This is a genomic window from Chitinophaga sp. sic0106 (genome assembly GCF_019219075.1).
In the GTDB taxonomy this organism is placed as follows: Bacteria; Bacteroidota; Bacteroidia; order Chitinophagales; family Chitinophagaceae; genus Chitinophaga.
Genome location: NZ_JAHUWJ010000020.1, coordinates 93394 through 119957, shown reverse-complemented (window position 1 = coordinate 119957; position 26564 = coordinate 93394). Strand labels below are relative to the sequence as shown.

The 26564-nt window shown below is 49.0% G+C and carries 21 protein-coding genes; 7 read left to right on the top strand and 14 right to left on the bottom strand.

The window, feature by feature from the left end; translation table 11 throughout:
• Positions 1-9: 9 nt before the first annotated feature.
• From KW844_RS23910 to KW844_RS23885, 6 genes are all read right to left on the bottom strand, one after another.
• A complete protein-coding gene (locus KW844_RS23910) occupies positions 10-957 on the bottom strand; it encodes a hypothetical protein (protein WP_218379314.1) in 948 nt (315 codons plus the stop codon).
• A gap of 254 nt (positions 958-1211) precedes the next feature.
• A complete protein-coding gene (locus KW844_RS23905) occupies positions 1212-1622 on the bottom strand; it encodes a hypothetical protein (RefSeq protein WP_218379313.1) in 411 nt (136 codons plus the stop codon).
• Between the two features lie 283 nt (positions 1623-1905).
• Positions 1906-2742 carry a hypothetical protein gene (locus KW844_RS23900; RefSeq protein WP_218379312.1) on the bottom strand — a complete coding sequence of 279 codons (837 nt, stop codon included), beginning with the start codon at positions 2740-2742 and terminating at the stop codon, positions 1906-1908.
• A 2-nt stretch (positions 2743-2744) separates the two neighbouring features.
• Positions 2745-3197 (bottom strand): MarR family winged helix-turn-helix transcriptional regulator, encoded by a 453-nt coding sequence (locus KW844_RS23895; protein WP_218379311.1) that lies wholly within the window; start codon positions 3195-3197, stop codon positions 2745-2747.
• 39 nt (positions 3198-3236) lie between these two features.
• Complete coding sequence (locus KW844_RS23890) at positions 3237-4820, bottom strand: DHA2 family efflux MFS transporter permease subunit (RefSeq protein ID WP_218379310.1); 1584 nt, start codon at positions 4818-4820, stop codon at positions 3237-3239.
• Positions 4821-4963: 143 nt separating this feature from the next.
• On the bottom strand, positions 4964-6070 hold the full coding sequence (locus tag KW844_RS23885; protein WP_218379309.1) for a Gfo/Idh/MocA family protein: 1107 nt from the start codon (positions 6068-6070) through the stop codon (positions 4964-4966).
• Between the two features lie 109 nt (positions 6071-6179).
• Between KW844_RS23885 and KW844_RS23880 the strand changes: the two genes are divergently transcribed.
• Both KW844_RS23880 and KW844_RS23875 read left to right on the top strand, forming a co-directional pair.
• Positions 6180-7373, top strand: coding sequence for a serine hydrolase (locus KW844_RS23880; protein ID WP_255578607.1), 1194 nt, complete (start codon positions 6180-6182; stop codon positions 7371-7373).
• A gap of 152 nt (positions 7374-7525) precedes the next feature.
• Positions 7526-8491: a hypothetical protein gene (locus tag KW844_RS23875; RefSeq protein ID WP_218379307.1), complete on the top strand. Its 966-nt coding sequence runs from the start codon at positions 7526-7528 to the stop codon at positions 8489-8491.
• Positions 8492-8577: 86 nt separating this feature from the next.
• Here the strand turns inward: KW844_RS23875 and KW844_RS23870 are convergent, their stop codons facing one another.
• The gene (locus tag KW844_RS23870) at positions 8578-9633 is read right to left on the bottom strand and encodes a formylglycine-generating enzyme family protein (RefSeq protein ID WP_255578606.1); all 1056 of its coding nucleotides are present in this window, start codon (positions 9631-9633) and stop codon (positions 8578-8580) included.
• A gap of 259 nt (positions 9634-9892) precedes the next feature.
• On the opposite strand from KW844_RS23870, the gene KW844_RS23865 reads away from it, so the two are divergent.
• Positions 9893-10963 (top strand): linear amide C-N hydrolase, encoded by a 1071-nt coding sequence (locus tag KW844_RS23865; protein ID WP_218379306.1) that lies wholly within the window; start codon positions 9893-9895, stop codon positions 10961-10963.
• Positions 10964-11107: 144 nt separating this feature from the next.
• Here KW844_RS23865 and KW844_RS23860 read toward each other — a convergent pair whose 3' ends face one another.
• From KW844_RS23860 to KW844_RS23845, 4 genes are read right to left on the bottom strand one after another with little or no spacing between them, the layout of a single operon-like run.
• Positions 11108-12826, bottom strand: a complete 1719-nt coding sequence (locus KW844_RS23860) for a RagB/SusD family nutrient uptake outer membrane protein (RefSeq protein ID WP_218379305.1) — start codon at positions 12824-12826, stop codon at positions 11108-11110.
• Between the two features lie 21 nt (positions 12827-12847).
• Positions 12848-15694 carry a SusC/RagA family TonB-linked outer membrane protein gene (locus KW844_RS23855; RefSeq protein ID WP_218379304.1) on the bottom strand — a complete coding sequence of 949 codons (2847 nt, stop codon included), beginning with the start codon at positions 15692-15694 and terminating at the stop codon, positions 12848-12850.
• Between the two features lie 29 nt (positions 15695-15723).
• Positions 15724-17559, bottom strand: a complete 1836-nt coding sequence (locus KW844_RS23850) for a RagB/SusD family nutrient uptake outer membrane protein (RefSeq protein WP_218379303.1) — start codon at positions 17557-17559, stop codon at positions 15724-15726.
• 18 nt (positions 17560-17577) lie between these two features.
• Positions 17578-20862, bottom strand: a complete 3285-nt coding sequence (locus KW844_RS23845; RefSeq protein WP_218379302.1) for a TonB-dependent receptor — start codon at positions 20860-20862, stop codon at positions 17578-17580.
• Between the two features lie 642 nt (positions 20863-21504).
• Between KW844_RS23845 and KW844_RS23840 the strand changes: the two genes are divergently transcribed.
• Entirely contained in the window at positions 21505-22026 is a 522-nt protein-coding gene (locus tag KW844_RS23840; RefSeq protein WP_218379301.1) for a GNAT family N-acetyltransferase, read from the top strand.
• 288 nt (positions 22027-22314) lie between these two features.
• Here the strand turns inward: KW844_RS23840 and KW844_RS23835 are convergent, their stop codons facing one another.
• Positions 22315-23286, bottom strand: a complete 972-nt coding sequence (locus tag KW844_RS23835) for a DUF1080 domain-containing protein (protein WP_218379300.1) — start codon at positions 23284-23286, stop codon at positions 22315-22317.
• Between the two features lie 68 nt (positions 23287-23354).
• On the opposite strand from KW844_RS23835, the gene KW844_RS23830 reads away from it, so the two are divergent.
• Genes KW844_RS23830 through KW844_RS23820 form a run of 3 tightly spaced genes read left to right on the top strand, consistent with a single transcriptional unit; the run spans position 23355 to position 25513 of the window.
• Positions 23355-23708: a cupin domain-containing protein gene (locus KW844_RS23830; RefSeq protein ID WP_218379299.1), complete on the top strand. Its 354-nt coding sequence runs from the start codon at positions 23355-23357 to the stop codon at positions 23706-23708.
• A gap of 4 nt (positions 23709-23712) precedes the next feature.
• Entirely contained in the window at positions 23713-24474 is a 762-nt protein-coding gene (locus tag KW844_RS23825) for a nucleotidyltransferase domain-containing protein (protein ID WP_218379298.1), read from the top strand.
• The gene (locus KW844_RS23820; RefSeq protein ID WP_255578605.1) at positions 24437-25513 is read left to right on the top strand and encodes a DNA polymerase beta superfamily protein; all 1077 of its coding nucleotides are present in this window, start codon (positions 24437-24439) and stop codon (positions 25511-25513) included. The genes KW844_RS23825 and KW844_RS23820 overlap by 38 nt, the downstream gene beginning before the upstream one ends.
• On the opposite strand, the gene KW844_RS23815 is transcribed toward KW844_RS23820, so the two are convergent.
• Both KW844_RS23815 and KW844_RS23810 read right to left on the bottom strand, forming a co-directional pair.
• Positions 25514-26032 (bottom strand): DsbA family protein, encoded by a 519-nt coding sequence (locus tag KW844_RS23815; RefSeq protein ID WP_218379297.1) that lies wholly within the window; start codon positions 26030-26032, stop codon positions 25514-25516.
• 4 nt (positions 26033-26036) lie between these two features.
• Positions 26037-26507: a redoxin domain-containing protein gene (locus KW844_RS23810; protein WP_218379296.1), complete on the bottom strand. Its 471-nt coding sequence runs from the start codon at positions 26505-26507 to the stop codon at positions 26037-26039.
• Positions 26508-26564: the final 57 nt, after the last annotated feature.

Genomic DNA, 26564 nt, shown 5'->3' with positions numbered 1-26564 from the left:
GGAACGCCATTAGTTTACTTTCACCTGAATACCTGGTTGCAGCTCGTAACCTTTCCCTTTGTACACATAGCGTTGTACCATCACAAACTTTCCTGCTTTCCTTTGCTTCTTCAGCTGGTTGGCCGCTTCCACGGGGAATCCGTCGAGGTTGGCGATATCGTATTCCCCTTTGGTAGTAATGAGGATATCCCTGAAATATTTTTTATCACTCACAGGTACGCTGTAGGTGCTGGTCCATTTGCTAAGGTCTCCCTCTTCAGGATCACCACCGGTTTTTTCCGTGGCAAATGCCACCATGATCTGCTGGTAGGTACCGTTGATACCGGCAATCAGGTAGAGGGTACTGTAGAAAGGTCCGCCACCGGGGCCATTGCTGTGTTTAAGCACAAAGGCATATTGCTCCTGCCCTATCAGCAGGGGTGTGGGTGTAGGGGACTGACTGAAGGAGCCATAAGCCTTAATGGCGGGTGCGTACATACGCAGTTTCCAGCCGGCATCGGTTTTTACAAACTTCGCCAGGCCAAGCAGGCCGCCGGTAAAGCGGGAAGTCTGGAACCCATCTTCTTCAAACTCGGAGTGGTTAAAGCTGATCACCTTATACTGCATACCGGAGGAATCGCTGAAGTCCATGACATTCATCAGGCGGGTGGCCACCCCGTTTTTATAGGGAAATGGCAGTACCTCGTCGTCGTTGGCATCCGGGTACTTTACGGCCTTGCAGGTGGGGCAGCTCCAGTTCACCATTTCATTTTTATATGTTTTAGAGAGATTGTAGTGTCGCCCGGGGAATAGCGCTTCCAGGGCTTTTTCTCCATTAAATGGGTCAGGGAGAATCAATTCCCGCGTGGGCAACAGTATAGAATCACCCAGCGTTTTTTTCTTCAGCACCATATCGGTCTGGGCATAGCTGCCGGCGGCGGCAAAAATGCCGGCAAGGAAAGGTAAGAGGAACCTCATGTAAAATAAATATTATGGAATCTACTAGCAATTGTGGGTGCAAATGTGGGGATTTTTTTGATATGGGGAGATTAAAAATTGCTGAAAATTCAGGGACGCGGTAAACTAGATAACAGAGGCTGTCTCGTTGGTATTTCTTCCGGGGATTTAGCGCACCTGCGGTATGCTATATCCCCGGAAGCGGGCAGGCCGGAAGGCTGTGCGCTTCCAGGGAGAAAATTGCTGGTCAGGCAGCCTCTTTTGTATAATATTATCTAAAAAAACAGTTGGGACAATGCATTGGTGGCATCATTGGTTTTAGGCTTCAGCCCCAGGAATTTGGTATACTGGGCGGCAGATAGTACCCCTTTCAGTTTAGAGAATAGTCCGCCTTGCAGCCCGCTGAATTTGGAAGAATAGTCGGCAGGGTTTGATTGCTGCAACGGCAGAATACCCGCCTTCTTTTGGAGAAACCCGGAAATCAGGTTTTGTACCTGCGGCTGCTGTGCATTACTCAGGCCAAGCGATGGCGTGAGCATGCCCATAATACCGCTGGTCATGTTGCCAAGATTACCTGTTTGACTGGTACCGGTAGCCTTCTTGGCCTGGTCCAGTACGCCCTGGGCTCTGGTGGTAGTTATTGCTGCCAGGCCTATGATGAGTGTAAGAAAAAGGGTCTTTTTCATGGTGTGAGCAGTTTTTTGTAAGGGTTATTAACAAAAAACTGCCGGAAATAGTTTGGCAGACTGCACCGGACTGCCGTGATTTTACGGTAGAAAAACAGGTGTTTTCACCCTCCCTATAATCTACCGGCGTTATTACATTTGTATAACGCTAATGACTCTACGAACTCGGACGTCCTGTGACGACTCTATTTAAGCTCAAGACGATAAATTCCCGTCCTGTTTATCTCTACACACAGGACACCGTTTAGGAACATTATGAAATTTCATCCATGTTCCCCCAAAATCACTTCAGGATCATAACCGGCAGCTTAGCGGCTTTATAAATCCCCTCAGAAATACTTTTATGTGTCAGGGAGTACAGGAAGCTGTGCTTGCCCGGCAAAGCTACAATCAGGCTCACCTGGTGGTGATCGGCATAGTTCAGGATGGCGCTGATGATGTTGGCATCGCTGCTGTATTCGATTTCATATTTATACTGTTCCAAATACGACTTCACGGTATTCACAGCGGCGTTGAACTCCGGTGAAGGCTGCAGGTAGTGCTGCTGCGGGTCTACGTTGAGCACAATGAGTTGATCAGGCACCCACAGCGGGGCCTGCTGGAAGGCCTGCATTTTATCCAGTGTTTTAAATGCTTTGAAATCCACCGGGATGAGGGCTTTATGAACAGGCTGATAAGCCATGCCAGCGGGCACCACCAGCAACCTTACGGGGCTGGTCTTGGCAATGGCTATCAGCGATGCGCTGATGGGGTCATCACTATTTTTATTTTGCAGCATTATCAGCTGGGGGTTGTCTTCTTTCACCGCCCACATAATGGCGCGCAGCAAAGGCTGTTCGCTCCAGGCCATCTTTACCTCGATGTTGTCGCCCAGCTGCTTTTGCAGTGCCTGCGCCAGGTCATTCAGTTTCCACATCACTTCTTCCCGCCAGTCAGAAATATTATGCGGGTTTACGGCCACGTAATCGGCCGACATGGCCATGGTGCTGAATACGTTTTCGTACAGGGATTGCAACAGCACCACCCGCTCATATTTGTACTGCGTAACCCAGGCCGCTGCAAAGTCAATCAGGGCAAGGTCAGTGGTATTGGCATCTACGGGTATCAGTAATGTTTTCATTGTTATAATTGCTTCAGATTATCGTTCATTTTACGGGCTACAGACAGGGCCTTCAGTACATCGTCCGTCATCAGCTCCCGGGTTGCTTTTTCATAAATTTCGGTCACCCAGGGATTCAGCTCCTCCATAAGCAGCCTTCCCTTCTCTGTAATAGAAATCAGTTTATTTCTTCTGTCGCGCTGGTCCTCTGTTCTTTCCACCAGTCCTTTCCTCACCAGGTTATCAATGAGGTAAGTCATGCTGGATTTATCCTTTACAATAATATCTGCGATCTCCTGCTGGTTAAGACCTTTTCTACGGTATACGAGTCCTAAGATCTCCACCAGCTCCATGCTGATGTCCCAGTTGTTTTCCTTAATCTTTACGTGCACGTACTGCCGCAGGGAATTGCGCATCTCCGCCATTTCACGCCACAGCTCACGGGCCAGCTCTGTTAAGTTTTTTGTAGGTTCCATATCAACAAATATATCGTATTCGGTCAGACAGGGGAAAAATTAGTGGGCGGCATCCGCCATATTCACTTTACTCTTCGACGACTTCACAAATATTAATACGAAAGGCACGCAAACCAGGAACAGGACGCCTACCCACAGGAACACGTCCATGTACGACAGGATGGTAGCCTGTTTCATCACGCCGGCATCCAGGAGGGCATAAGCCTTTTGCTGGGCAGCACCCACATCCAGGCCTTTGGCCCGCATACTGGCGGCTGTTTGTGCCACCCGGTTCACCACCTCCGGATTATTCACGTCCAGGTGTTCTACCAGGGTGGCACGGTGGTAATCTGTTTGCCGGGTTACAAAGGTAGATATCAATGCCACCCCGAACGCTCCTCCCAGCTGGCGCATCATTCCCGAAAAAGCAGCACCCTGGCCAATTTCCTTGCCTTTGAGCGTAGAGAGCGACATAGTGCTGACTGGTACGGATAATAACCCCAGTCCAAAACCACGGATGATCAGCACCCAGAAGAAATCCCCTGAACTGGTATCCGGTCCAATGATTTTGTAGGAGAGCAAACTGAATATAAAGAACACCGTCATCCCAACGGCAATGAGGTATTTTTGCGGTACGCCTTTCTGAATCAGGATGGCTACCACCGGCATCATCACCGCCACAAATATGGTACTGGGCAGTTGCAGCATACCGGATTGCTGGGCCGTCCACCCGAGCAGCGACTGCGTATACAACGGTATCACAAACGTAGACCCAAACAGCCCGAAGCCCATGATAAAGGATAACAGTACGCCTATACGCAGATTACCATTGCGCAGCACCCGCAGCTCCACAATCGGATGTTCGTATACCCATTGACGCCAGATGAAAAAGAAGAGGCCAAATACTGCCAGCACCGATAATACAACAATGAGGGAACTGCTGAACCAGTCTTCCTCCTGTCCTTTTTCCAGTACAAATTGCAGGGAGCCAATGCCCACCGTAAGCAGGAAAATCCCGAGCCAGTCCACCTCGCTCACACTGCGTTTCTTTTCGTATTGCGGACTCCTTACATACTGCAACGTGAGCAGGGTGGCAATAATACCCACGGGAATATTGATATAAAAGATATAAGGCCAGGCGTAGTTATCGATGATATAACCTCCCAGTGGCGGACCCAGCGTAGGTCCTACGATAACGCCCAGCGTATAGATCGCCTGGGCCGTAGCACGTTTTTCCGTAGGCCAGCTTTCTGTAATAATGGTTTGTGAGGTTACCAGCAGTGCACCACCTCCGAGGCCTTGTACAAAGCGGAAAAATACCAGCTCCCATATGTTGGTGGCATTACCGCAGAGGAATGAACATACCGTGAAGATGACTACCGACACCGCAAAATAATTACGGCGTCCAAATTGCTGGGAGAGCCAGCTGGTCATAGGTACAATGATCACGTTGGCGAGGGAATAAGCGGTGATAACCCAGCTTACCTCATTGAGGGTAGCGCCCAGGCTCCCGCGCATATCGGGCAGGGCTACGTTTACGATGGTGGTGTCAATTATTTCTAATAAGGCACATACTACGGCAGTGATGGTGATGATGACCCGCCTGCTGCCGTATTCTACAAGCGAAGGAAGCGGCTGTTCCATGGTGTTGTTTGAATTAGCGGAGCAAAGTTAAGATTAAAACCGTTTGAATTCAAACTATTATTTTAAAAATAGGGATTTTAGTTGGTTATCAGTAATTTATGACTTGAATCAGGGGCTCTTAATCCCTGATTCAAGCCTGCACCCTACACCAGTTTCAATGGCTCTTTACACCCGCTTCTCACGGCAGCATAAATCGCATCGATGATTTTCAGATCCTTCACCCCTTCTTCTCCATTCACCGGAATCAGTGGCTGCTTGCCTCGCAGGATAATATCTGCCATCTCCTCCATTTGTATGGTTTGATGGGTCATATGCGGTGCGGTGAGTTCTCCTTTATTAGTGCGGCCCTTAATAGGACCATAGCCGGTGGAGGGTTGCAGTTCCGCAAAGCCTTTTTCACCGTTGAGATAGAAGCGGTCGAGATAATTCATGTTGTAAGTAGAAAGGCAGGAGGCCATGGCGCCGCTGGGAAAGCCGAACTGGAACTGGATGGTTTCATCCACACCAGGTTTGAACTTCACGGGATCTGTTTTCACTTCCTGAGCCGTTACCCAGATAGGCTCTTCGCCTACCATGTAGCGGGCGCCGTTAATGGCGTATATGCCAATGTCCATCATAGACCCGCCACCGGCAAGCTCCCTGTTGAGTCGCCATTGCGTAGGGTCGCCTATACGAAAACCGCATTGTCCCTGAAAGAACATAATTTTCCCAAACTCGCCGCGGTTGCGCATCCCAATTACTTCCAGCGTTTTGGGTTCGAAGTGCATCCGGTAGCCTACCAGCAGGTGTACTCCTGCTTTCTTACAGGCATCCACCATTTCCTGGCCTTCTTTAGCGTTGAGGGCCATGGGCTTTTCGCAGATCACATGTTTACCGGCAGCGGCTACACGCAGTACCTGGCTATGGTGCAGGGCATTGGGGGTGGTGATATATACCACGTCTATATCCGGGTTATTTTTTATCTGATCGAAGGTTTGGTAGTTGTAGCAATTCTTTTCGGGGATGCCGAAGCGCTGTTGCCAGTCGGTGAGCTTGGCGGGCGTACCACTGATAGCCCCGGTGATTTTCGCTTTTTTGCACGCTTTCATGGCATCCGCTACACGGTTAGCGTAGCCGCCCAGGCCCATTAATGCTACACGTAATACCGGCTCGTCGGTTGCCGGCGGCGCTGCCAGCGATTGAAAGCGGAGCAATGGTAAACCGGCAGCGGTAATAGCTACCTTTTGAATAAAACTGCGTCTTGAGTTCATAATGTGGAATGGATAGTTAAAGATTAATAATACAAAAAAAACAGTTGAATTAAAATGGATGAGCTTCACCTGCTTGTTTTGCTTTCAACAATCTTTTACTTTTATTGGTATGAAGAAACTGATCCTGCATAGTATACTATTAACTGCCCTGGCGGTGCATGCCCAGCAGAAGGCGCCAAAGCCATACTTCCCTCCTGCCGGCAGCTGGGAACACCGTACCCCCGCGGCGTTAGGTATTTCATCCGATAAACTGGATGCTGCCATCCAATACGCGATCGCACATGAGTCGAAGCAGAGCAGAAACATGGATTCGGCACAGTGGCAATCGTTCGGGAAGGAGCCCTACAGCGAGCCTGTGGGTGCGTTGATTGACCGGGCCGATCCTTCCGGACTGATCATCTATAAGGGATACATTATTGCAGCATGGGGGCAACCGGCCAGGATAGATATTACTAACAGCGTCACGAAGAGCTTTTTGTCGGCCGTAGTAGGCGTAGCAGTAGACAGTGGACTGATCCGCAGTGTATACGACACCGTAGCCCATTATGTACCACCCATCGAAGTATACCATCCCGGGCAGGCCTCCGAGGTGATCACCCCTTTTGTATCTGCACATAACCGCAGGCTCACCTGGGACGTGATGCTGCGCCAAACCAGCGACTGGGAAGGCACCCTCTGGGGCAAGCCTGACTGGGCGGACCGCCCCGACAGCAACTTTGCTACCTGGAAAAACAGAGCCAGGCATGAGCCAGGATCAGTGTGGAAATACAATGATGTTCGCGTGAATGCACTGGCGCTGGCTGCCACCAACGTATGGCGAAAGCCTTTACCTCAGGTGCTGAAAACAACCATTATGGACCCGATAGGTGCCTCCTCCACCTGGAGATGGATGGGCTACGATAACGCATGGATCGTACTGGACGGGCAGCCTGTACAATCCGTAAGCGGTGGTGGCCACTGGGGAGGCGGTATGTACATCAATGCATACGATATGGCCCGCTATGGTTTACTCACGCTTCACCGGGGGGTGTGGAACGGCCGCCGGCTACTCTCTGATGACTGGGTAAGTCAGTCGCTCACCCCTACCAAAGCTAATAACGGCTACGGCTATATGAACTGGTTTTTAAATACAGATCACAAGCTGGCTGCCAAAGCACCGGCATCTGCCTTTATACATATCGGTAATGGCGCCAATATTATTTATGTAGACCCGGAACACCAGCTGGTGGCTGTTATCCGATGGATAGACAGCAAGGCGATTGGCGATATGGTGGGATTGTTGCTCGATGCTTTTCCAAAGTAATTGCACAGAAGTTGATGCGAAACAATGACTTCGCATCAACTTCTTATCTACCTAAAAATATATTTCCCTTACCCCTCATTTCAATATATATTTGGATAGCCGAATAGGCAAGATTGTTTGTAACCAAAATTCTTATTAAACTCACCTCTTACATGAAAAAAAACCTATTGAATGTAATCGGATCATTGATCCTGATAATCACATGCTATGCCTGTACTAAATCCCCGGCCAGTCCTGAAAAAGTTCCTGCCGCCTGGAACGGGGCAACACAAAAGATCAGCCTCAAATTGTCCGGTGACCTGGTAGTGGTAGAATCCCCACTTGGCCAGGCCGGCAACGCACGTATAACGCCCGACAGTGTGCTGTACGTAGTTGACATCCGTATTAATAACTGGCAACCTTTTGCCCAGGGGATTGTAAGGCGACTGGATTCCATAGAAATCCCCAAAGGCATCTACTACAAAATGCAGGTAGCAGCCATCAGACGTGGCTCCAGCCTGGGATTATGGCAGGGCGACTCCGCCAACCTCACCTACTTTGACCGTCCTATTCAAAGATTCAATAATTATAGGATCACCAGGGATACACTCGGACTTTATACCATTAAATACGATTTTCTGGATAGCCTCAGTTACTTTAGTGTAGCCACCGATACTATTAATAAGGTGCGGTACAAAAATTCAGAACTGGATATTTTCTATTGCGAATACCAGGGCTATCCCGGTGACAGTGGATTGTCTACACTAACTATACCTATGCGCCGTACTACCTACGGATTCAAGTTTGAGCCAATTGGTTTCCCGGGAGGTACGTTGAATGTAGACTACGGTGGAGTGTCCGCTCCAAAATCGTTGCCGGTAGCTACTGCGGCACAAACCGAGTATCTATATTCAGCTGATATTTATAAAATTCTGTATGAATTTACAGAGCGTGTATATGTAAGCCTCTCCTGGACAAAGCCGGATGGCCAAACGGTGCCACTGGGCGCCAAATGGGTAAACCCCAAACGCAATACATTAACCACTATACAGGTAACTAAACCAGAAGAGGATGGCGTGCCGGTGAAGCTGGATTTTAAGGAATTTTCCTGGACCAGGGATACTGTGGTAGTATGGTAATAACCTCTTACTCCAGGCGATTAGTTTTGAAAATAGAAAGGTTCCGCGATATTTTGCGGAACCTTTATTTTATAGGGGTTAAATAATTATTTCTTATCCTTTACACAACGGAAGCCAATATGCGAGGCGCCGGAATCAAATGCAGTGCCTCTTCTGGCGCTGGGGCGGTAGTTAATACAATAATCATTGGCACAAAGAAATGATCCTCCTTTGGTAACGCGCTGGATGGCGTAAGGATCTTCGGGGTTATGCCATTTATCAGGACCTTTTGGATCTTCAGAGAGTTGATGCGCCAGAGACTTATATTCATCCACATCATACCAGTCGGCGGTCCATTCCCATACGTTGCCGATCATATCATACAGGCCATAACCATTTGCCGGATAGGAAGCCACGGGCGCGGTAATGGCGTAACCGTCGGCCTGGTCGTTTTTGTCCGGGAAGCTGCCCTGGAAAGTATTGGCCATGTATTTATTGCCGGGAGTGAAATCGTCGCCCCAGGCGTACCGTTTTTCCACGAGGCCGCCTCTGGCAGCATATTCCCATTCTGCCTCGGTAGGGAGTCGCTTGCCGGCCCACTTGGCGTAGGCATTAGCATCTTCCCAGGCCACATGCACAACTGGATGATCCCATCTTCCCTCAATATTGCTACCAGGACCCTCCGGGTGTTGCCAGTCTGCACCCGGCACCCATTGCCACCAGTTGGATATATTGGCCTTATTTACGGGACGGTCCGGTGCTACAAACACCATACTGCCCGGCACCAGCTCGTCGTCAGGAATCTGGGCCGTGCCCGGAGGCAGCTGCTGCTTCAGGTCTTCCCACTTGGGCTTGCGCTCGGCAACGGTTTTATAGCCGGTAGCATCCACAAATTTTTTGAATTGCCTGTTAGTCACTTCGGTTGCATCGATATAAAAATCATGCACCTTAACCTGATGTGCCGGCCGTTCTGCGAGGTACGACTTAGGATCATCTGTGCCCATCATGAACACATCCCCTTTTACCAACACCATTCCCTTGACAGCATCTGCCGCGGAGATGGCCGCAGTGGTGATAGCTTTGGTGGTACTCGTTGCCTGGCTATGGTCACAGGCATACAGACAAGCCAATGCAGGTATCAGCAAAAAATACCTTTGTAACATGGTTAACTGATTTTTACGTTCAGTGAAATAGATACGGATAAGAGATGATGATGCTAAATATTGCTATACCAAGTAAAGACGGTGTTCTGTTTACGATAAGGTTTATAACAGCAGAAACGGTTGATTGTTTAACCAATGTCACTATTTTTTTAGCGATACCACCCTTCCACGCGCGGTTAACATCTCCCTGGTAAATTAATATACCCACCTCAACTATTTGCCGGAAATGATGTTCATAAAAAGAGATTAAACCTACATTATGATCCGAAAACTAGTGAAAACCACCATTTTTACAGCCATTGTACTGGCGGCCTTCCTGTCTTCCTATACCCCGGGCAACGCCTGCACCCGCGTTATGTATAAGGGCCTGGATGGCCTTATCCTCACCGGCAGATCCATGGACTGGAAAAATGATATCGAAACTAACCTCTGGATATTCCCCCGAGGCATGCAGCGCGACGGCGCCACCGGCGCTAACACCATCAAATGGACATCGAAGTACGGCAGCGTGGTAGCCGCCGCCTACGACATCTGCAGCACCGATGGGATGAACGAAAAAGGCTTTGTAGCCAACCTCCTCTGGTTGGTGGAATCGGAATATCCAAAATGGGATAAATCAAAACCCGGACTATCTATCGCCGGATGGGTACAATATATGCTGGACAACTTCTCCACCGTTAAAGAAGCCGTGGCAGAAATGAGAAAAGAAAAATTCACAGTGGTAACGGATAAAACGCCCGGGGAAGACCGCCTGGCCACCCTGCACCTGTCGATTTCCGATGCCACCGGCGATAACGCCGTACTTGAATATCTCAACGGAAAACTGATTATACATGAAGATCCATCTTATGATGTGATGACCAACTCCCCCACCTTCGACAAACAACTGGCCCTGAATGAATACTGGAAAGAAATTGGCGGCACCACCATGCTGCCAGGTACTAACCGCGCAGCGGACCGCTTCGTACGCGCGTCCTTCTACATCGGCGCTATTCCTAAAACCGCCGACCAGCGTATAGGTGTGGCCAGTGTATTCAGCGTAGTGCGCAACTGCTCTGTGCCTTATGGTATCAGTACAGAAAACCAGCCTAACATCTCCACTACCCGCTGGCGCTGCGTTTCAGACCAGAAAAACCTGGTGTACTTCTTTGAAACTGCACTGACACCAAATACTTTCTGGGTGAATTTTAAAGATGTGGATTTTGGAGAGAAAGCACCGGTGAAAAAACTGGGATTAACTAAAGGTGAAACCTACGCAGGTAATGCGGTGAAGTCATTCGTGAATACGCCGGCGTTTAAGTTTTTATCGCCATCAGATCCTAATATATAATTTGCATTACTGATACCTTCGGTGTCAGCCGGATGGAGCCGCCGTGCGCGGCGGCTATTTTCCCTAAGGGCAAAAAGCATAAAAAAAGGTCCCGCAGACGCGGGACCTATCCTTTACATATATCGGTACAAATCAACAAAAAGTTTATTGCCCCCAGCCATCATTTTGTTTCCAGCCGGTACGTGTAATTTCTGGCTGTGGAATCGGATACCAATCCATCTTTGACTGATATACTCTATCCTCCAGCTTCACACGCTCATACGTAAAAGCATTACCGTTCTTAGTGATCAGGATTCTATATACGGGCGTATTTAACACCTCCACTCCTTTCTTGTAACGACGTACATCCCAGAAGCGGTGGCCTTCCATGCCCAGTTCCACTGCACGCTCATGCTGAATGGCAGCTGCGGTAAGATTACCCGCAGTGTAAGCCGGCATTTTCACGCTGGAACGGCCTCTCACGGCATTGATGGCCTGCAGCGCGGTCATACCATATAACTGCGGATCACCGGTGGCGCCATAAGCGTTGAACATTGCTTCGGCATAGTTCAGGAGTACCTCCGCATAACGGAAATACATAAACGCATGTGCCGTGGTAGTACCGCTACCGCCATTGTTCAGGTTGATGGTAGGGTTTACATATTTAGCGAGATAATAGCCTGTTTTAGAGGCATTCTGCTTTGGTAAACCACTGCTACCGCCGGTAAACGTTTCTATAGTACTGGTAGCAAAGCCTACGAAACGGGAACCATTGTGGTAGGTAGTGGAATCCAAACGCGGATCACGGTTGGCATACGGATTAGCCACATGTGCGGGATTACTCCAGCTGAAAGGCTCGGAACTAACCGGATTACCCGCCCCGTCGCGGGTGACAACCTCAAACTCGTCCGCATAATTTTGCGTGGGCGTCATACTTAAACCATTACTACCCTGGAAGGCAATCGGATAGTTCGCAAATTCAAAGAAGTTGGAAGCACCATAGCGCTTGTAAAAAATAGCCTCTTTAGAACTCACGTTGCCAGCACCAAAAATGGTTTTGTAATTACCTTCCAGTGAATAAATTTTCAAGGCAATCACCTCGTTAGCCGCCGCGGCAGCAGCTTCCCAGGTAGCGGTAGCACCCGCATCTTTAAACAACGGGCTGGCTGCGTACAACAAAACCTTTGATTTCAACGCAAGTACGGCACCACGCAATACCAGCCCCTGATCATACCCGTTGCCGGAGGCTATCGGTACTATCTTAGCGGCTTTATCGCATAGGCTCACAATGTATTTAATGCATTCATCCAGCGTGCTGCGCTGCATATTTTCATAGCTGCCCGGATTGTTGTAATCCAGCGCCGTATCCATGATAGGCACGCCGCCATAGCGTTTCACCAACTCAAAGTAATAGAAGGCCTTCAGAAAATACATACCTCCTTCGGAAGAGTTGAGCCAGGCTACGGAGTTTTTGTAGTCGGTACTGTCCGTACCAATAATGCGGTCCAGCTTATACTGCAAACTCACCATCGGCTTATTTTTCAGGACCAGGTTTGCCTGGCGTATGCCCTGGAAGCTGTTATACCACACGTCATCCGGATTAATATACTGGTTCCAGATACCCAGGTTAAAATATTGCGAGAAGTCGCCCACACTGGTGAACTCCGCAAAATCGGATGCCCCTTCCATATTCATGATTCTGCCCAAACCATCGGGCAGGTAAGAATAAGCATTAAATACGGCACTCTGGTAGTACGGATAGTTGGAGTACAGTAAGTCAACAGGTATGTTGGCGTCGATCTTCTTTACATTCAGGAAGTCTTTCTGACAAGCGCTGAAAAACAGGCCTGCCGCTGCCATTATAATGATGGAAATTTTTTTCATTTGCCGGTAATTTTATCGGTACTAGAATTTGGCGCTCAATCCAAAGCTGTAAGATTTCATCAGTGGATAGCCCATTGATAAACGCTCCGCTTCCATGTCATCCAGCTGGTCAATTGTAAACAGGTTATTGCCGATCAGGAACACCCGCATGGTATTCATTTTCTTCAGGAAACCTTTCTTCGGAAACGTATATCCCAACTCTACACTGCGCAGCTTCAGGAAATTCCCGTTTCTCATCCAGAAATCAGCCCTAATGTTATTATTAGAGTTATTCAGGGTGGAGAGTCGCGGCGAAGTAGCCGTAGCAGCTGTTTCCGGCGTCCATGCATTTTTGGAGAACGCGGTGATGTTGTTGTTATTTACAAATGGATGTGTATAATCGAATGCATCATCCAACAGTGAAACGGTACGGTTCATTACTGCCTGAACGAATGCATCGAAATCAAATCCTTTGTATTTAAAGCCAAGATTGAAGCCCAGCGTAAGCTCCGGGATTTTGGTATATTTCATCGGCACGATATCATAATCGTTGATGACGCCATTTCCATCCTGGTCCACATATTTGAGGTCGCCTGGCTTAGGCGTGGTATAGGAAGTTTTCACCACCCCTTCCTTGAGCACTCCGTTGGCGTCGAAGTCGCCCTGCTGGTAGAAACCCACCTGCTGCAGCCCGCGCATCTGATCGATGCGGTAGCCCTGGTTATACAGGTAAGACGCGGGTTGCGCCTCCTGGGCCATGCTGATAATTTTGTTTCTCGCAAAAGCAGCAGTAGCACCAGCATAGTATTGGAATGCACCTGCTTTATCCTTAAAGGTCAGTGCTGCTTCGAAGCCTTTGTTTTCAGCCACGCCTTCGTTCAGTCGCTGGAATCGGAAACCGGTAAAAGTAGGAATGGAAGCCGGCGCCTGCAGGATACCGGTTCTTTTTTCGTGGAACACATCCGCCGTAAAGCTCAGCTTATTATTCAGCAGTTGCGCTTCCACACCAAAGTTAACGGCTGTTTTTGCTTCCCAGGTGAAAGCCGCGTTGGGATTAGCCCCCTCGAGGCGGCCTGCCTGGTTAGTACCTGCATCTGCCCCGGTATACCAACCATTACCACCTACTGCCCATTTTTCAAACAGGAAGCGCTGGTCCTCATTGATATTACCTGTTTTACCATAAGAAGCACGGAGTTTCAGGAAGTTGACAAATTTCTGATTTTTAAGAAACTGCTCATTACTGAGTATCCAGCCTGCTCCTACAGCAGGGAAGAATCCATACTGGCTACCGGGTGCAAAATCAGCAGCACCGCTGTAGCTGCTGGAAAAATCCACGATGTATTTTCCATTGTAATCATAGGTGAGATAACCGAACAGACCCTGTGTACGCACGGCATATACCTGCCCGTCGTGCGTGTAATTTTCTCTTCTTCCCTGAATGGCACCAGAGAAAGTATGTGCACCAAAACCACGGTTATAGTTCAGCCCCACCTGCACGGTATTGTGCTGCCAGTGCTGGTTACCACCATCACTGATGCTTTGGCTGATAGCCCCGAAGGCTTTGTAGGTATAGTTTCCCTTCCCGTCCAGGATAGCCTGGTCGTTTACATCCTTGAGTAGTTCGTAGGACCTCACGGTGAATATCTTCTGGTAAGTACCTATATATTGGTTATTGAAAGATATCAAACCAGTGAGGGACAAGCCCGGCACAAACTGATCGAGGCGCTCGGTAATATTAAGCGCTGTTTGGAGGTTGCGCGCATGTGAGTTATAGGAACCGCTCTGTTGCAGCAACTGCACCGGGTTAAACCCATATACACCATTGGCGCCCCAGGTATCATCCGGGTTTTTAACCGGAAAGGCTGCCGCCGGAATACGGCCCAGGTTATTAAAGATAGTGGAAGCACTGAAGCCATTTGGCGTAATCCTGTCTTCGGTGATACCGCTGAGGTTTACACCTACGGAAAGGTTCTTGCTCAGCTGTAAGTCCACGTTGGCGCGGAGGTTGAGCCGTTTATACTTGGCGTTGGTACCATAGTCCACATCGATGGCGTCTGCATTTTTATAGATGCCGGCATAGTCGGTATAGCCCATCAGTACAAAGTAGCGGGCTTTGTCCGTACCTCCTCTGAAGGTCAGGTTATAATCCTGCAGTACAGAAATTTTCCGCAGCACTTCGTCGTACCAGTTTACATTTGGATGCACGGGATCATTGGTGGCTTTGTACAGGTCCGGATTAGGGAATTTCGCCGGCAGGCCATCGTTGGCCAGTGCCTGGTTATATAACCGCGTGTAGTCGTAGGCGTTCATCACCTGCGGCAGCTGGATAGGCGTGCCTACGCTGTAGCGGCCGTTCGCCGTGATTTGTATACGCTCGCTCTGGTTACCTTTTTTAGTGCGTACACTCAGTACCCCTGTTCCGCCCTGGAGACCATAGATAGCGGTGGCGGCGGCATCTTTCAACACGGTTACGGATTCAATTTCAAAAGCGGACAATGGCGAAAGTGCGCCTATTTCCACCGGAAAACCATCGAGGTAGATGGCGAGGCGGTTGGCGCCCAGGTTCCAGCTGCTGGTTCCGCGGATGTATAAGCCGGGGTTATCGTAGCCCGGTTCACCGGAGCCGGTTACCACGGTGAGCCCCGGAATGCGGCCCTGCAAGGCATTGAGCAGGTTGGCCGCAGAAGTGCGGGCCAGGTCATCGCCGGTGATGGTATAGGTAGCTGCTGTGGTGCGCCATTGTTTTTCACTGCGCATGCCCAGGTCTACCATTTTGTTACTCCCTGTCTGCAATACTTTTACGGAGTCCGTCACCGTCGTTTGTGCGTGCACGTTAGACCACGCGGCCAGCAGGGATAAGGATAATATGCTGATATATTGTCTTTTCATTTTGGCTGTAATTAAGGTTGCAAATGCTGTTACCATCCTGGGTTTTGGCCATCCCAGCCTTCACCGCCGAGATAGCTCTTGCTCACTTCAGCATACGGGAATGGGATGTAATAGTATTTCATCGGGAAGCGGCGTTGCATGAGCACTACTTTTTCCCAATTACGGAGTATTACATTGTTGACTTTATTACCCGTGGTAGCAATGCCATGCAGGAGGAGGTTACCTTTGACATGCGCTTCCAGCCAGCGGTTCAGGTCATTATAACGCTGGCCTTCATAGGCCAGTTCCACTGCACGCTCGTTATGAATAGCTGTACGGAAGGCATCCTGACTGCCCGGGTGTTTGTCCGGCATACCTGCTCTTTTTCTTATTTCGTTGAGATAAAAATCTGTTTCTGCTCCGGGGCCCTGGTATTCGTTCAGTGCTTCTGCGTAGCTGAGGTAAAACTCTCCCAAACGGAAGATGATCCAGGCGAAGTGCTTCGAATCGTTACCATTACCGGTGGCCAGGTGCTCCACAAACTTGTAGGTTTCGAAGGCATAGCCATCAGGCCCAACGTCGCTACTGGAGAGGTTTCCGGCGGTTACGCCCGGTCCTGCCTTGTAATAGTTGAGGATACCTGCCCTACCGCTGTTATACAGCATACCATCGTACGCCATGGTTTGATAGAAACGTGGATCGAGGTTGTAGGCTTTGATATCTGTTGGCAGGTCGGTACCGGTTTGAGGAAACTGAAACGGTGTACCATCGCGCTTTTCATAGAGCTCCATGAACTCTACCGGCGGACTGTTTTTCACGCCCCATGCCTGCATCAGCAGTTTAGCGGAGAGGTATTGGCTCCAGTCGAAACCCGCGCTGGAACTGGCCTGCGCGTAGGTATTCACAAACAGCAGCTCCTGGTTGGCATAACGACTATACATCAACTGGTAGTTGCCATAGGTGTCATAACTATTACCGGTGGAGACAGGATTGCTGTTGGGGCCATACATCAGTGCATGGCCGGCCGCAGCGGCGGCATCGATCACCGCTTTACTGGCTTTGGCGGCGGTGTTCCAGCGTTCTTTATCGTAAGCTGCATAGGCCAGCACGGAATCGCGACCGTCATTAAAGCGGATCTGATTGGCGATAGACGACATGGCTGCCGGCGTATTATAGATAGGGCTGGCCGCATAGAGCAGTACCCTGGCTTTCAGCGCGAGCGCGGCAATAGCGGTGGCACGGCCAAAATCTACCGACGCCCTGGTAGGCGGCATCAGTGTAGCAGCTTCATCGCACCATTTCACGATGCTGTCCACGGTAGCTTGTAAGGAGCTGCGTTTTACCATCATGTTGTCGCTGTTGAGCACCTGGCCAACGATGGGGATACCTCCGTACAGGCGGAACAGTTCGTAGTGTTGCATAGCGCGACAAAACACTGCCTGGCCTTTTACGTCTTTCTTCCATTCGTCGGTGACGTCAGTAACCATGTCTACATTGCGGTATACCAGGTTGGCCTGGCGGATACCTTTGTAGTGGTTGGTGAAGCTGGGATCGATGCTGGCCGATGGCGACATATTACCACCGTTATAAGGGCCGGCATTGATGGTGGCGCAGGCCCAGTTATAACCCGGGTATACAATATATAAGGCGTCGGTGATAATTTCCGGGCGGGAGTTTCCGGGATCATTACCAGGGAAACCGCTTTTGATACAGAGGTTGTACATCTGTGCTACCGCATACTGAGCCTGGTTCATGGTGTGGAAAATGGTATCCACCGTCACCGTTCCTCCTTTTGGTTTCTCGAGGAAGTCGCGCTTACAGCTGCTCATTTGCATACTGCCTATGCAGCCTGCAATCATCAGCATCAGTATATATAATCTTTTCATACTAGTGATCTTTACGAATTAGAAATTCACGTTTAAACCCAGGTTGTAGGTACGTGTGATGGGATACCCGATGTAGTTAAGGTTTTCCGGATCGCCCCAGATAGGGTTCGGACACCAGGTAGCCAGGTTGTTACCATTGGCATAGATGCGTGCGGAGCCGATACCGATTCTTCTGAGCAGGTCCGCCTTCACGGTATATCCTATTTCCATATTTTTCAGGCGGGTATAGGAGGTATTAATCAGGAAGAAGGTATTGGCCGCTCCTGACATATTGTAGCCGGCAATCGGGAAGTCGATCTTTTCTCCGTTTTTGTAGCGTTCTTCGGTGAAGCGGTTCATATCTACGTCAAACAGGGATTCCTGTTTATTGAAGTGCAGCTGGTTTTGCATCGCATACCTTGCAGTACCGGATACGCCCTGGAAGAGTACGGAGAAGTCGAAGCCCTGGTAGCTGAAGCCTAAGGAGATACCATAGGTGATTTTAGGGATAGCCGTGTTACCGGATCTCACGAAATCTTTCTCATCAATTCTTCCGTCTTCGTTGTAGTCCACCAGTCGGATTTCACCGGGTTGCAGTGGCACACCGCCGTAGCCGAGGTCTTTCTGGTACACCGTGTTGCCGTCAGCGTTAGTATAGGATTTACCCAGTTTATTCAGTGCGGCTACCGGTTCTGACAGGATAGGGTTGCCGCTGCCATCTAATTTATAGAGATCCCCCCAGGAGGTGTACATACCGCTGGATTGCAGCCAGGAGCCTTGCCCGATAGGGCGGCCGGTAGCGGCCTGGTATTCGAGGCCGGGAATAATGGCTTCGTCTCTGAAGAGGATTTCGTTTTGAGTGTTGGAGATGTTGCCTTTGAGCCAGTAGGTAAACTTGCTGCCTATACGATCATTGTAGCCGATTTCCACCTCATTACCCCAGTTCCTTACGGAGCCCAGGTTGTAGGCTGGCAGCGTAGCGGCGAGTACACCCGGTACGGTACCTTTATAGGAAAGGATGTCTACACGTTTTTCGTTGTAGTGATCGTAGGTAACGGATAATTTATCGTGGAAGAAGCGGGCTTCAAAACCGATATTTCCTTTGGTGGAAGTTTCCCAGGTAACGTTAGGGTTACCCAGTGTGGCTTCGCCGGCGCCCTGGATCACGTTACGATCCGTGAGTGTACCAAAGGCGTAGCTGCCGGTGTACTCCCAGGCATCGGGAAGGTAGAGGTAACGGGCCTGCGTGGTGGTGTTAGGGATGGTAATTTTATCATTACCTACTTTACCCAATGATCCCCTGATTTTGAGATAGGTGAGGATTTCATTTCTTGGGAAGAAGTTTTCGTTGGTAACCACCCATCCTGCGGAAACAGCCGGCAGGAAGCCATAGCGTTGACCTTCAGGGAAGTTTTCAGAGCCGTTATAACCCATATTGAACTCCGCCAGGTACCGGCCTCCGTAGCCGTAGGTCACCCTACCGGCGAGGCCCAGGTAGGCATGTGGCAGGTCCGGCACCAGGTTAGGATCATGCAGTTTTTCGGTGTTACCGAGTAACAGCCCGGTTACGGCATGTTTACCGAAGGTGCGGTTATAGTTGATGGAAAGCTCTGTATATATCTTACGCCACTTACCGTTGTACCAGTCGCTCCACCTTTCGTTGGGGCGGATATCATTAACGCGGTAAATGATCGGGTCCAGTTTATCGCCGTTAGGGTTGGGCCTGAAGTTATAGAGTACAGGGAAGGCTTTACCGCCGGTGCGACTGGAGAAGTAGCTGTCGTAGGCTCCTCTGGCGTTTACGGATAAACCGGGTGTGATGAAGTCCAGTTTATAGGCTAGTTTAAGCGTAGAGTTGAGCGTACTGTTGTTGGTAATGTTATAGTTATTGGAGTTGGCGATGGCATACAACGGGTTTGTTTGGTCGTTGGTGCTTTGTGTGTAAGGGATGAGGAACTTACCATCGATGATGCCCGGGGAGGCCATCGGGGAAGACCACAGTACCCTCTTTTCCCAGATGTATGCGTCGTTATCCATTCCTGTGATGGTTACATATTGTGTACCCAGGTCCAGGGAGATTTTGAAGTCTTTGTTGACATCGAAGTCGAAGTTGCCGCGCAGGTTATACCGGTTCTTTTTAAACTGCATTTCTTTGGAGAAGGGCATGTAATCGGTATTGAACATACCGCCCTGGTTGAGGTATCCAAAGGAAACGAAATACTTAACTGAATTTGTACCGCCGGTGATATTTGTGTTGACCTGGTTCTGCGGGGCATACTTATTAAAGATCTGGCTTTTCCAGTCTACATCCGGGTGGAAGTACGGATCATAGTATGGATTTGTTTTGCCATCGATTGTAGGCGTATGCGCGTTTTGGTAATATTTGAGGTCATCCGGGGAGAAGTAGGTATTGGCTTCTTTCACCCAGTTGGCATCTCGTTTTTTTACGAAGTCGTCCCATGTTTTGATATCTGCATCTTTGGCGTGGTTGACCCAATAGGTTTGAAACGACTGCTCATTTTTAAGCGTGGCATAGTCGTATGCTCCAACGAAATCGGGCATGGCAGCGAAGTTGCTGACAGCGGTTTGGGCGGAGGCGCTGATTTTAGGGGCACCGGATTTACCGCGTTTGGTGGTGATGAGGATAACGCCGTTGGCACCACGTACGCCGTAAACGGCGGTGGCGGAGGCATCTTTGAGGATGCTGAGCGTTTCGATTTCGTTTGGATCGATGTCGTTGTAGGAATCGCGGGCGATACCGTCCACCATCACTAGTGGGGCGGTGTTACCGGTATAGGTACCTACCCCGCGTACGTAGAGGGTGGTAGCATCTGCGCCGGGTTTACCGCTTGTTTGCACGGCGGTGAGGCCGGAGAGTCGCCCTGCGAGGGCATTACTGATATTGGCTACTGGTGACTGCACCAGTTCTTTGGAGGAGATAGTGGAGATGGCTGCGGTAACAGACTCTTTTTTCTGCTGGCCATAGCCTACCACTACTACATCGGTAAGGCCGGTTGTTGCCGGGAGGAGTGTAATGTTAAAGTTAGAGGAAGCGGCAAGGCTTACGGCCTCGCGATTATATCCTATGAAAGTGATGATCAGAGAATCAGGGCTGCCGGAGGCGCTAAAGGAAAAATGTCCTTTACTATCGGTGGTGGCGCCGAGGTTGGAGTTCCTGATTTTAACGGTTACGCCTTGGAGGGGCGTATTCTTTTCATCCTTTACACTACCGCTGATAATTCGGGATTGTGCTTTGACCTGCGAAGCGGTAGTACTTAATAGGAATAGAGATAGCAGGCACTGTAGAGTGTTTACGTGTCGCATACAGTTTACGCTGTAAATTTTGGCTGACTTAATAATGGAATTTCTAAGACGTGACTTTTTACGATTATCTCCTGCTAGGAAGAATTAATCGAAAAAACCGACGCGACAGATAAACGAAAAGCACTTACGTGAGGTAAGAGAATCACCTGTGTCAAAACGTGGATTTGATTTTGGTTCAATAAAAAAACAGCTCCTTACGAGGAAGGAAATGTCGAGCGTGTTTTTTTGGGTGACTCTCAGGCTGCTAATATAATATGCTTTTTTGAGAATTTATAATTATACAGGGGAGATTTAAAAATTTCTTCAGAACGTGGATGCAGTCGTCAACGAACTTGCTAAATCAATTTTGTTCGGATTGCTAAGAAAAGCCTCCCATAAAAGATGGGAGGCATAGTTTCCAGTTTTGCTTATGAGAATAGAAATATATTTCAATATTACTTTTAATCCCTTTGAAATGCAAGCAGGAACTGAAGAAAACAAAAAAAACCTGGTGAAGGAGTCCTGCAGACCTAGTTAGATGAAGGGGTTATCCGTAAATTTAATTATTTAATAGTAACTTATAAATAACTTTCTTACTTATCAAGTTACACTATAAATAACATGATAACAACTGTCCGGAAATAAAATGAATATCTTATAACTATGAATTTTAATACTGATACCTATCGGCTGCAGCTAAAAAATCTCACATTACACCATGCCCCTTTTATTCTGGAGTTACTAAATACTGAAGGATGGAAAACGTTTATAGGTGAGCGTTATATCCATACTATCCTGGATGCCAGGGCTTATATCCAGCGTATCAACGGCAATCCGGATATCAAATACTATGTTGTTTACCTGAAAGACACGGCATCACCCATTGGGATGATCAGTCTGATCCAGCGTGCTTATTTACCTGACAGAGATATTGGTTATGCATTTTTGCCGCGGTATACCGGCAACGGCTACGCGCTGGAGGCTGCCAAATGCGTGTTGGACGGGCTCATAGCCCATACGAAGCAGCCGGTGTTATATGCCACTACGTTCCCACACAACGTGGCGTCTGTACGATTACTGGAGAAACTGGGGTTGCGGTTAAAAGAGGAGTTGCAGCGGGAGCAGGAAGGGAAGTTGTTGTTGTATGAGGTGGATCTGGAGGCGATCAGGCAGCAGCAGAAATAAGCAGGAAGTTATTTTGCTCAAAGAGAGGCAATGGCGCCTTCGGCGCCAGAAGAGCGAGTTTTTTTCACGCAAAGCAGCAAAGCAGGTAAGCAGCAAAGGCTTGTGTTTTGTTGGTTAAAATCAAAATAGGGTCGGCCTTCGGCTGACCCTATTTTGATTAAGGAGGGGGCTCAGCCCCCTCCTTAATCAAACAACTTATTGGAACAAAACACAGGCCTTTGCTGCTTATGCCCCTTATGCTGCTTTGCGTGAAAAAAGACCACCAAGGCCGAAGGCCCCAATGAGATATTACAACGCAGGCGTAATCACCACCTTACGGAATTCAATCGGGCCATGATCCCCCTGGAAATAGATAGGACCAGGTGCGCCCTCATCACTGTCCAGCGCGCCACCGGTGATACCCGGAATCTCCTGGTTGGAGATAACGGTTTTACCATTTACCACCAGCGTTACCATACGGCCGATCAGGGTGATATCGTACGACTGCCACTGATTCGGACCTAAGGCATTGATTTCACTTGGTGCCAGGAAACCGTAGATACCACTGAATAATACCGATGACGGATGTGCGCCTTTAGGGCTATCCTCTATCTGCGTTTCATATCTGCCGCGGAGGTATACGCCGCTATTGCTACCTTGCTGATACCTGAACTCCACATGGAGTTTAAAATCGTTGAAGGTTTTTTCTGATACCAGGTTGGAGCCGGATTTAGGACTGGTGAGCACTCCGTCTTTCACGACCCACTGGTTTACTTTGCCGGTAGGTTTCCATCCGGTTAGGTCCTTACCATTAAAAAGGTTTTCGGACTTGCCCCATTTAGGTGCTTTTTCACGCACCAGCATCGGAGCTCTCACGCCTTTATAGCTGTATTTTTTGCCTTCACTGGTGGTGATGGTACCGGTAATAGTTTCGTTGGCGACGGTGCCTTCGATCACAAAATCCTGGCTGCCACTCTCCCATTGCGGAGGTATGGTGAAACTGAATTTACCCTTGTCAAAGTTTACTTTGGCAACCGGGCGGGCGCTGCCGCTGGTACCTACAAAATACCCTACGAGGGTGCGGAAGCCGCTGAGCTTCACTTCCAGCCAGCTGGGCAGCTGCTTGCCATCCTCATCAACGGTGATATCCCAACGACCGATCAGCTCTTTGCCGTCCGGGGCCTGCTGCAGCGTGACTGCCGGCGCTGCCACTGCTGCGCGGGAGGCTACTCCGGCAGTTAACAGGCAGCTCATACCTAATAGTAACAAGTTCTTTCGCATATGTTCCGATTATGGGCAGACAAGATAATATATATTTAAATTAATTTTACCCAAAATGACACACATCGATGAGTAAGAAACCAGAAAGCCAGATCTTCCAGTTTGAACAGGAAATAGCATGGGAAAACCCTTCCCCGGGCATTGAACGCCAGATCTTCGGGTACGACGACCGCGTCATGCTCGTAAAAGTAAAATTTGAGAAAGGTGCGGTAGGCACAATGCACCAGCACCCGCATACACAGGTAACTTATGTGGAAAGCGGCGCCTTTGAATTCACCATCGGCAACGAAACCCGCATCATCCGTGCCGGCGATGGCTGTTATATGCCATCCAACGTGCTGCATGGCTGCATTTGCCTGGAAGCAGGCGTGCTCATAGATACGTTTAGCCCTCACCGTGAGGATTTTCTGAAACAGGTGTAATTATATGGAACCAACTATACAGCAACAACTCAGGCAAATTGAGCAACAGGAAGGGGTCAGGATATTAATGGCGATAGAGTCCGGGAGTCGCGCCTGGGGCTTTGCTTCGCCCGACAGCGATTATGACGTGCGTTTTATTTACCAGCGCCCAGGCCTGGAATACCTCAGCATCCACGACCGCAAAGATGTAATCGAAATCCCGGTAGATGAAGTATTGGATATAAATGGATGGGATATACGAAAGGCTTTACAACTGTTTCTAAAATCCAACAGCCCTTTATATGAATGGCTGCAATCGCCAATTATATATAGAGAAGATACCGATTTTGCCGCCGAACTCCGCAGCCTGATGAACGAGTACTATTCACATCGGGCGGGTTGTCACCATTACTTCTCCATGGCCAGGAACACCTTTGAGCAAAGCCTGCAGACGCCGGAAGTAAAGCTCAAAAAGTACTTTTATGCCCTGCGGCCACTGCTGGCAGGCATGTGGATACTTGATAAAAAGACCGTTCCTCCAATTGAATTCGGTGCGCTGCGTACCCTCATCACAGACCAGGAATGGCATCAGGCTGTAGATGCACTGCTGCTACAGAAAAAAGCCGCCGATGAAAAAACGCTGGTGCCCCCTGTTCCATTCCTGCAACAGTGGATTTCAACCAACCTCGTGGCAGGTTTAGAAAAAGCGAATAACATCTCTCCTGTACAACATACAACAGCACAGCTGGATGAGATTTTTAGAAAGTATATCCGCCATGACCTTTGAGGAATTAATACAATCACCACGGCAGCTGCTGCTCAAATGCATCAGTGGAAGCAATGCCTATAACCTGGCACTTCCCACTTCCGACATGGACCTAAAAGGCATATTCATACTGCCTAAACAGGAATTCTATGGCCTTAATTATACGCCGCAGGTCAACAACAACAGCAATGACGAGGTATTTTTTGAGATTGGCAGGTTTATAGAACTTCTTTGTAAAAACAATCCGAACATCCTGGAACTGCTCAACACACCAACACACTGTGTATTGTTTAAGCATCCCGTGATGGCACGCATTCAGCCCCGGGATTTTTTGTCGAAGCTTTGCCAGGAAACCTTTGCCGGCTACGCTAAAACGCAGATTAAGAAAGCATCAGGTCTCAATAAAAAAATAAATAAAACATTTGAAAAAGCACGCAAAACAGTGCTGGACTTTTGCTATGTTGTACACAGCAATGGCAGCATGACACTGGCAGCATGGCTGCTGGAAAACCAACTTCAGCAGGAAGCCTGCGGACTTACTGCCATTCCCAACTTCCGGGATGGTTACCTGATTTACCATCACCCGCAGCTGCGTGGTATTGTTTCAGGCGACCAGGCCAACGAGGTACAGCTGAGCTCCATTCCTAAAGGCGTGGAACCTTTGGCGGTAATGACTTTCAATAAAGATGCCTGGTCGGTTTATTGCCGGGAATATCTCGAATACTGGCAGTGGGTGGAAAACCGCAACGAACAGCGCTACCAGGGCACGCTGGCGCATGGGAAAAACTATGATGCCAAAAATATGATGCATACATTCAGATTGCTGAGTATGGCAGAAGAAATTGCCCGCTATCAGGAAGTGCGGGTACATCGCAGCGACCGGGAAGCCCTGCTGAAGATCCGGAGTGGCGCCTATGAATATACGGAATTGATGGACCTCATCAATGCCAAACTGGATAATATGGACGCCCTCTATGCCGCTTCCGGCCTGCCGGAGGCACCGGACTACCGGAGAGCGGAACACCTGCTGATTCAGATCAGGGAAGAGTTTTATCAATAATTAATCGCGCATCATCAGCTCCAGCGATTCGTAGGTAGAAGCATATTTTTCATAACGTTCACCATTGAGGAAGAAGGTAGGCGTGCCATTTACACCACTGCGCAGGCCACCTTCAAAATCCCCTTCCACCTTGCTCATCAACTCCTGGCTGCGCCAGTCCTGTGAAAACTGCTGCATATCCAGCTGCAGCTTTTCTGCGAAGTGGAGCAAGGTGTCTGCACTGAGCTTAGCCTGGTGTTCGAAGATCATATCATGCATTTCCCAGAACTTACCCTGCTGCCCGGCCGCTTCGGCTGCCAGGGCCGACATCATCGCAGCCGGATGCGATTCCTGTAACGGGAAATTTCTGAATACGAACAGGATTTCATCTCCATAATTATCCAATAACCGGTTGATGAAGGGGAAAGCAACGCCACAATGCGGACACTGATAGTCGCCATACTCTACCAAAACCTTTGCTGCGTTTGGATTACCAAGCGTGTGATCCCCTTTGCTGACTGCTGTTTTTAAATGTGCCATGCTATTAATTTTTACCGTTATTTAATTGATCCAAAGCATCCAGAATACCGTCTGCACCGGGATTGATGCCATCCGGTGAAAGGTAACTCCATTGGATGATGCCCTTTTCATCTATCACAAACAAAGCTCTGTGGGCTTCACCGCCATCGTTGTTATAAATGCCGTATTGTTTTGCTACTTCACCTTTGGGCTCAAAATCTGCCAGCAGTGGAAAATGAAATTTACGCTCCTGCGAAAATGCCAGATGGCTCCATTTGCTGTCCACCGATATGCCCAGCAGCTCAGCGCCGGCATTACGAAACATGTTCAGCGTTTCATTATAGAGTGCCAGCTGATCAGAGCAAACAGGGCTCCAGTCCGCCGGGTAAAAGGACAGGATTACTTTTTTCCCTTTGAAATCCGACAGCTTCAAACGCTGATCGGGCGTGGCATATAAGTCAAAATCCGGTGCGGGTGTGTTGGGTGTTAATATCATAATTTCCGTTTTTTAGTCTGTACTACAATACAATTTGGTAAAACAGCCAGCTGCGCC

Bases quoted from the DNA above. Each gene is read 5' to 3' on its own strand.
- KW844_RS23865 (WP_218379306.1), top strand. From the start codon at position 9,893: ATGATCCGAAAACTAGTGAAAACCACCATTTTTACAGCCATTGTACTG.
- KW844_RS23900 (WP_218379312.1), bottom strand. From the start codon at position 2,742: ATGAAAACATTACTGATACCCGTAGATGCCAATACCACTGACCTTGCC.
- KW844_RS23905 (WP_218379313.1), bottom strand. From the start codon at position 1,622: ATGAAAAAGACCCTTTTTCTTACACTCATCATAGGCCTGGCAGCAATA.
- KW844_RS23880 (WP_255578607.1), top strand. From the start codon at position 6,180: ATGAAGAAACTGATCCTGCATAGTATACTATTAACTGCCCTGGCGGTG.
- KW844_RS23875 (WP_218379307.1), top strand. From the start codon at position 7,526: ATGAAAAAAAACCTATTGAATGTAATCGGATCATTGATCCTGATAATC.
- KW844_RS23810 (WP_218379296.1), bottom strand. From the start codon at position 26,507: ATGATATTAACACCCAACACACCCGCACCGGATTTTGACTTATATGCC.
- KW844_RS23840 (WP_218379301.1), top strand. From the start codon at position 21,505: ATGAATTTTAATACTGATACCTATCGGCTGCAGCTAAAAAATCTCACA.
- KW844_RS23830 (WP_218379299.1), top strand. From the start codon at position 23,355: ATGAGTAAGAAACCAGAAAGCCAGATCTTCCAGTTTGAACAGGAAATA.
- KW844_RS23845 (WP_218379302.1), bottom strand. From the start codon at position 20,862: ATGCGACACGTAAACACTCTACAGTGCCTGCTATCTCTATTCCTATTA.
- KW844_RS23820 (WP_255578605.1), top strand. From the start codon at position 24,437: ATGAGATTTTTAGAAAGTATATCCGCCATGACCTTTGAGGAATTAATA.
- KW844_RS23890 (WP_218379310.1), bottom strand. From the start codon at position 4,820: ATGGAACAGCCGCTTCCTTCGCTTGTAGAATACGGCAGCAGGCGGGTC.
- KW844_RS23855 (WP_218379304.1), bottom strand. From the start codon at position 15,694: ATGAAAAGACAATATATCAGCATATTATCCTTATCCCTGCTGGCCGCG.
- KW844_RS23850 (WP_218379303.1), bottom strand. From the start codon at position 17,559: ATGAAAAGATTATATATACTGATGCTGATGATTGCAGGCTGCATAGGC.
- KW844_RS23910 (WP_218379314.1), bottom strand. From the start codon at position 957: ATGAGGTTCCTCTTACCTTTCCTTGCCGGCATTTTTGCCGCCGCCGGC.
- KW844_RS23860 (WP_218379305.1), bottom strand. From the start codon at position 12,826: ATGAAAAAAATTTCCATCATTATAATGGCAGCGGCAGGCCTGTTTTTC.
- KW844_RS23815 (WP_218379297.1), bottom strand. From the start codon at position 26,032: ATGGCACATTTAAAAACAGCAGTCAGCAAAGGGGATCACACGCTTGGT.
- KW844_RS23870 (WP_255578606.1), bottom strand. From the start codon at position 9,633: ATGTTACAAAGGTATTTTTTGCTGATACCTGCATTGGCTTGTCTGTAT.
- KW844_RS23825 (WP_218379298.1), top strand. From the start codon at position 23,713: ATGGAACCAACTATACAGCAACAACTCAGGCAAATTGAGCAACAGGAA.
- KW844_RS23895 (WP_218379311.1), bottom strand. From the start codon at position 3,197: ATGGAACCTACAAAAAACTTAACAGAGCTGGCCCGTGAGCTGTGGCGT.
- KW844_RS23835 (WP_218379300.1), bottom strand. From the start codon at position 23,286: ATGCGAAAGAACTTGTTACTATTAGGTATGAGCTGCCTGTTAACTGCC.
- KW844_RS23885 (WP_218379309.1), bottom strand. From the start codon at position 6,070: ATGAACTCAAGACGCAGTTTTATTCAAAAGGTAGCTATTACCGCTGCC.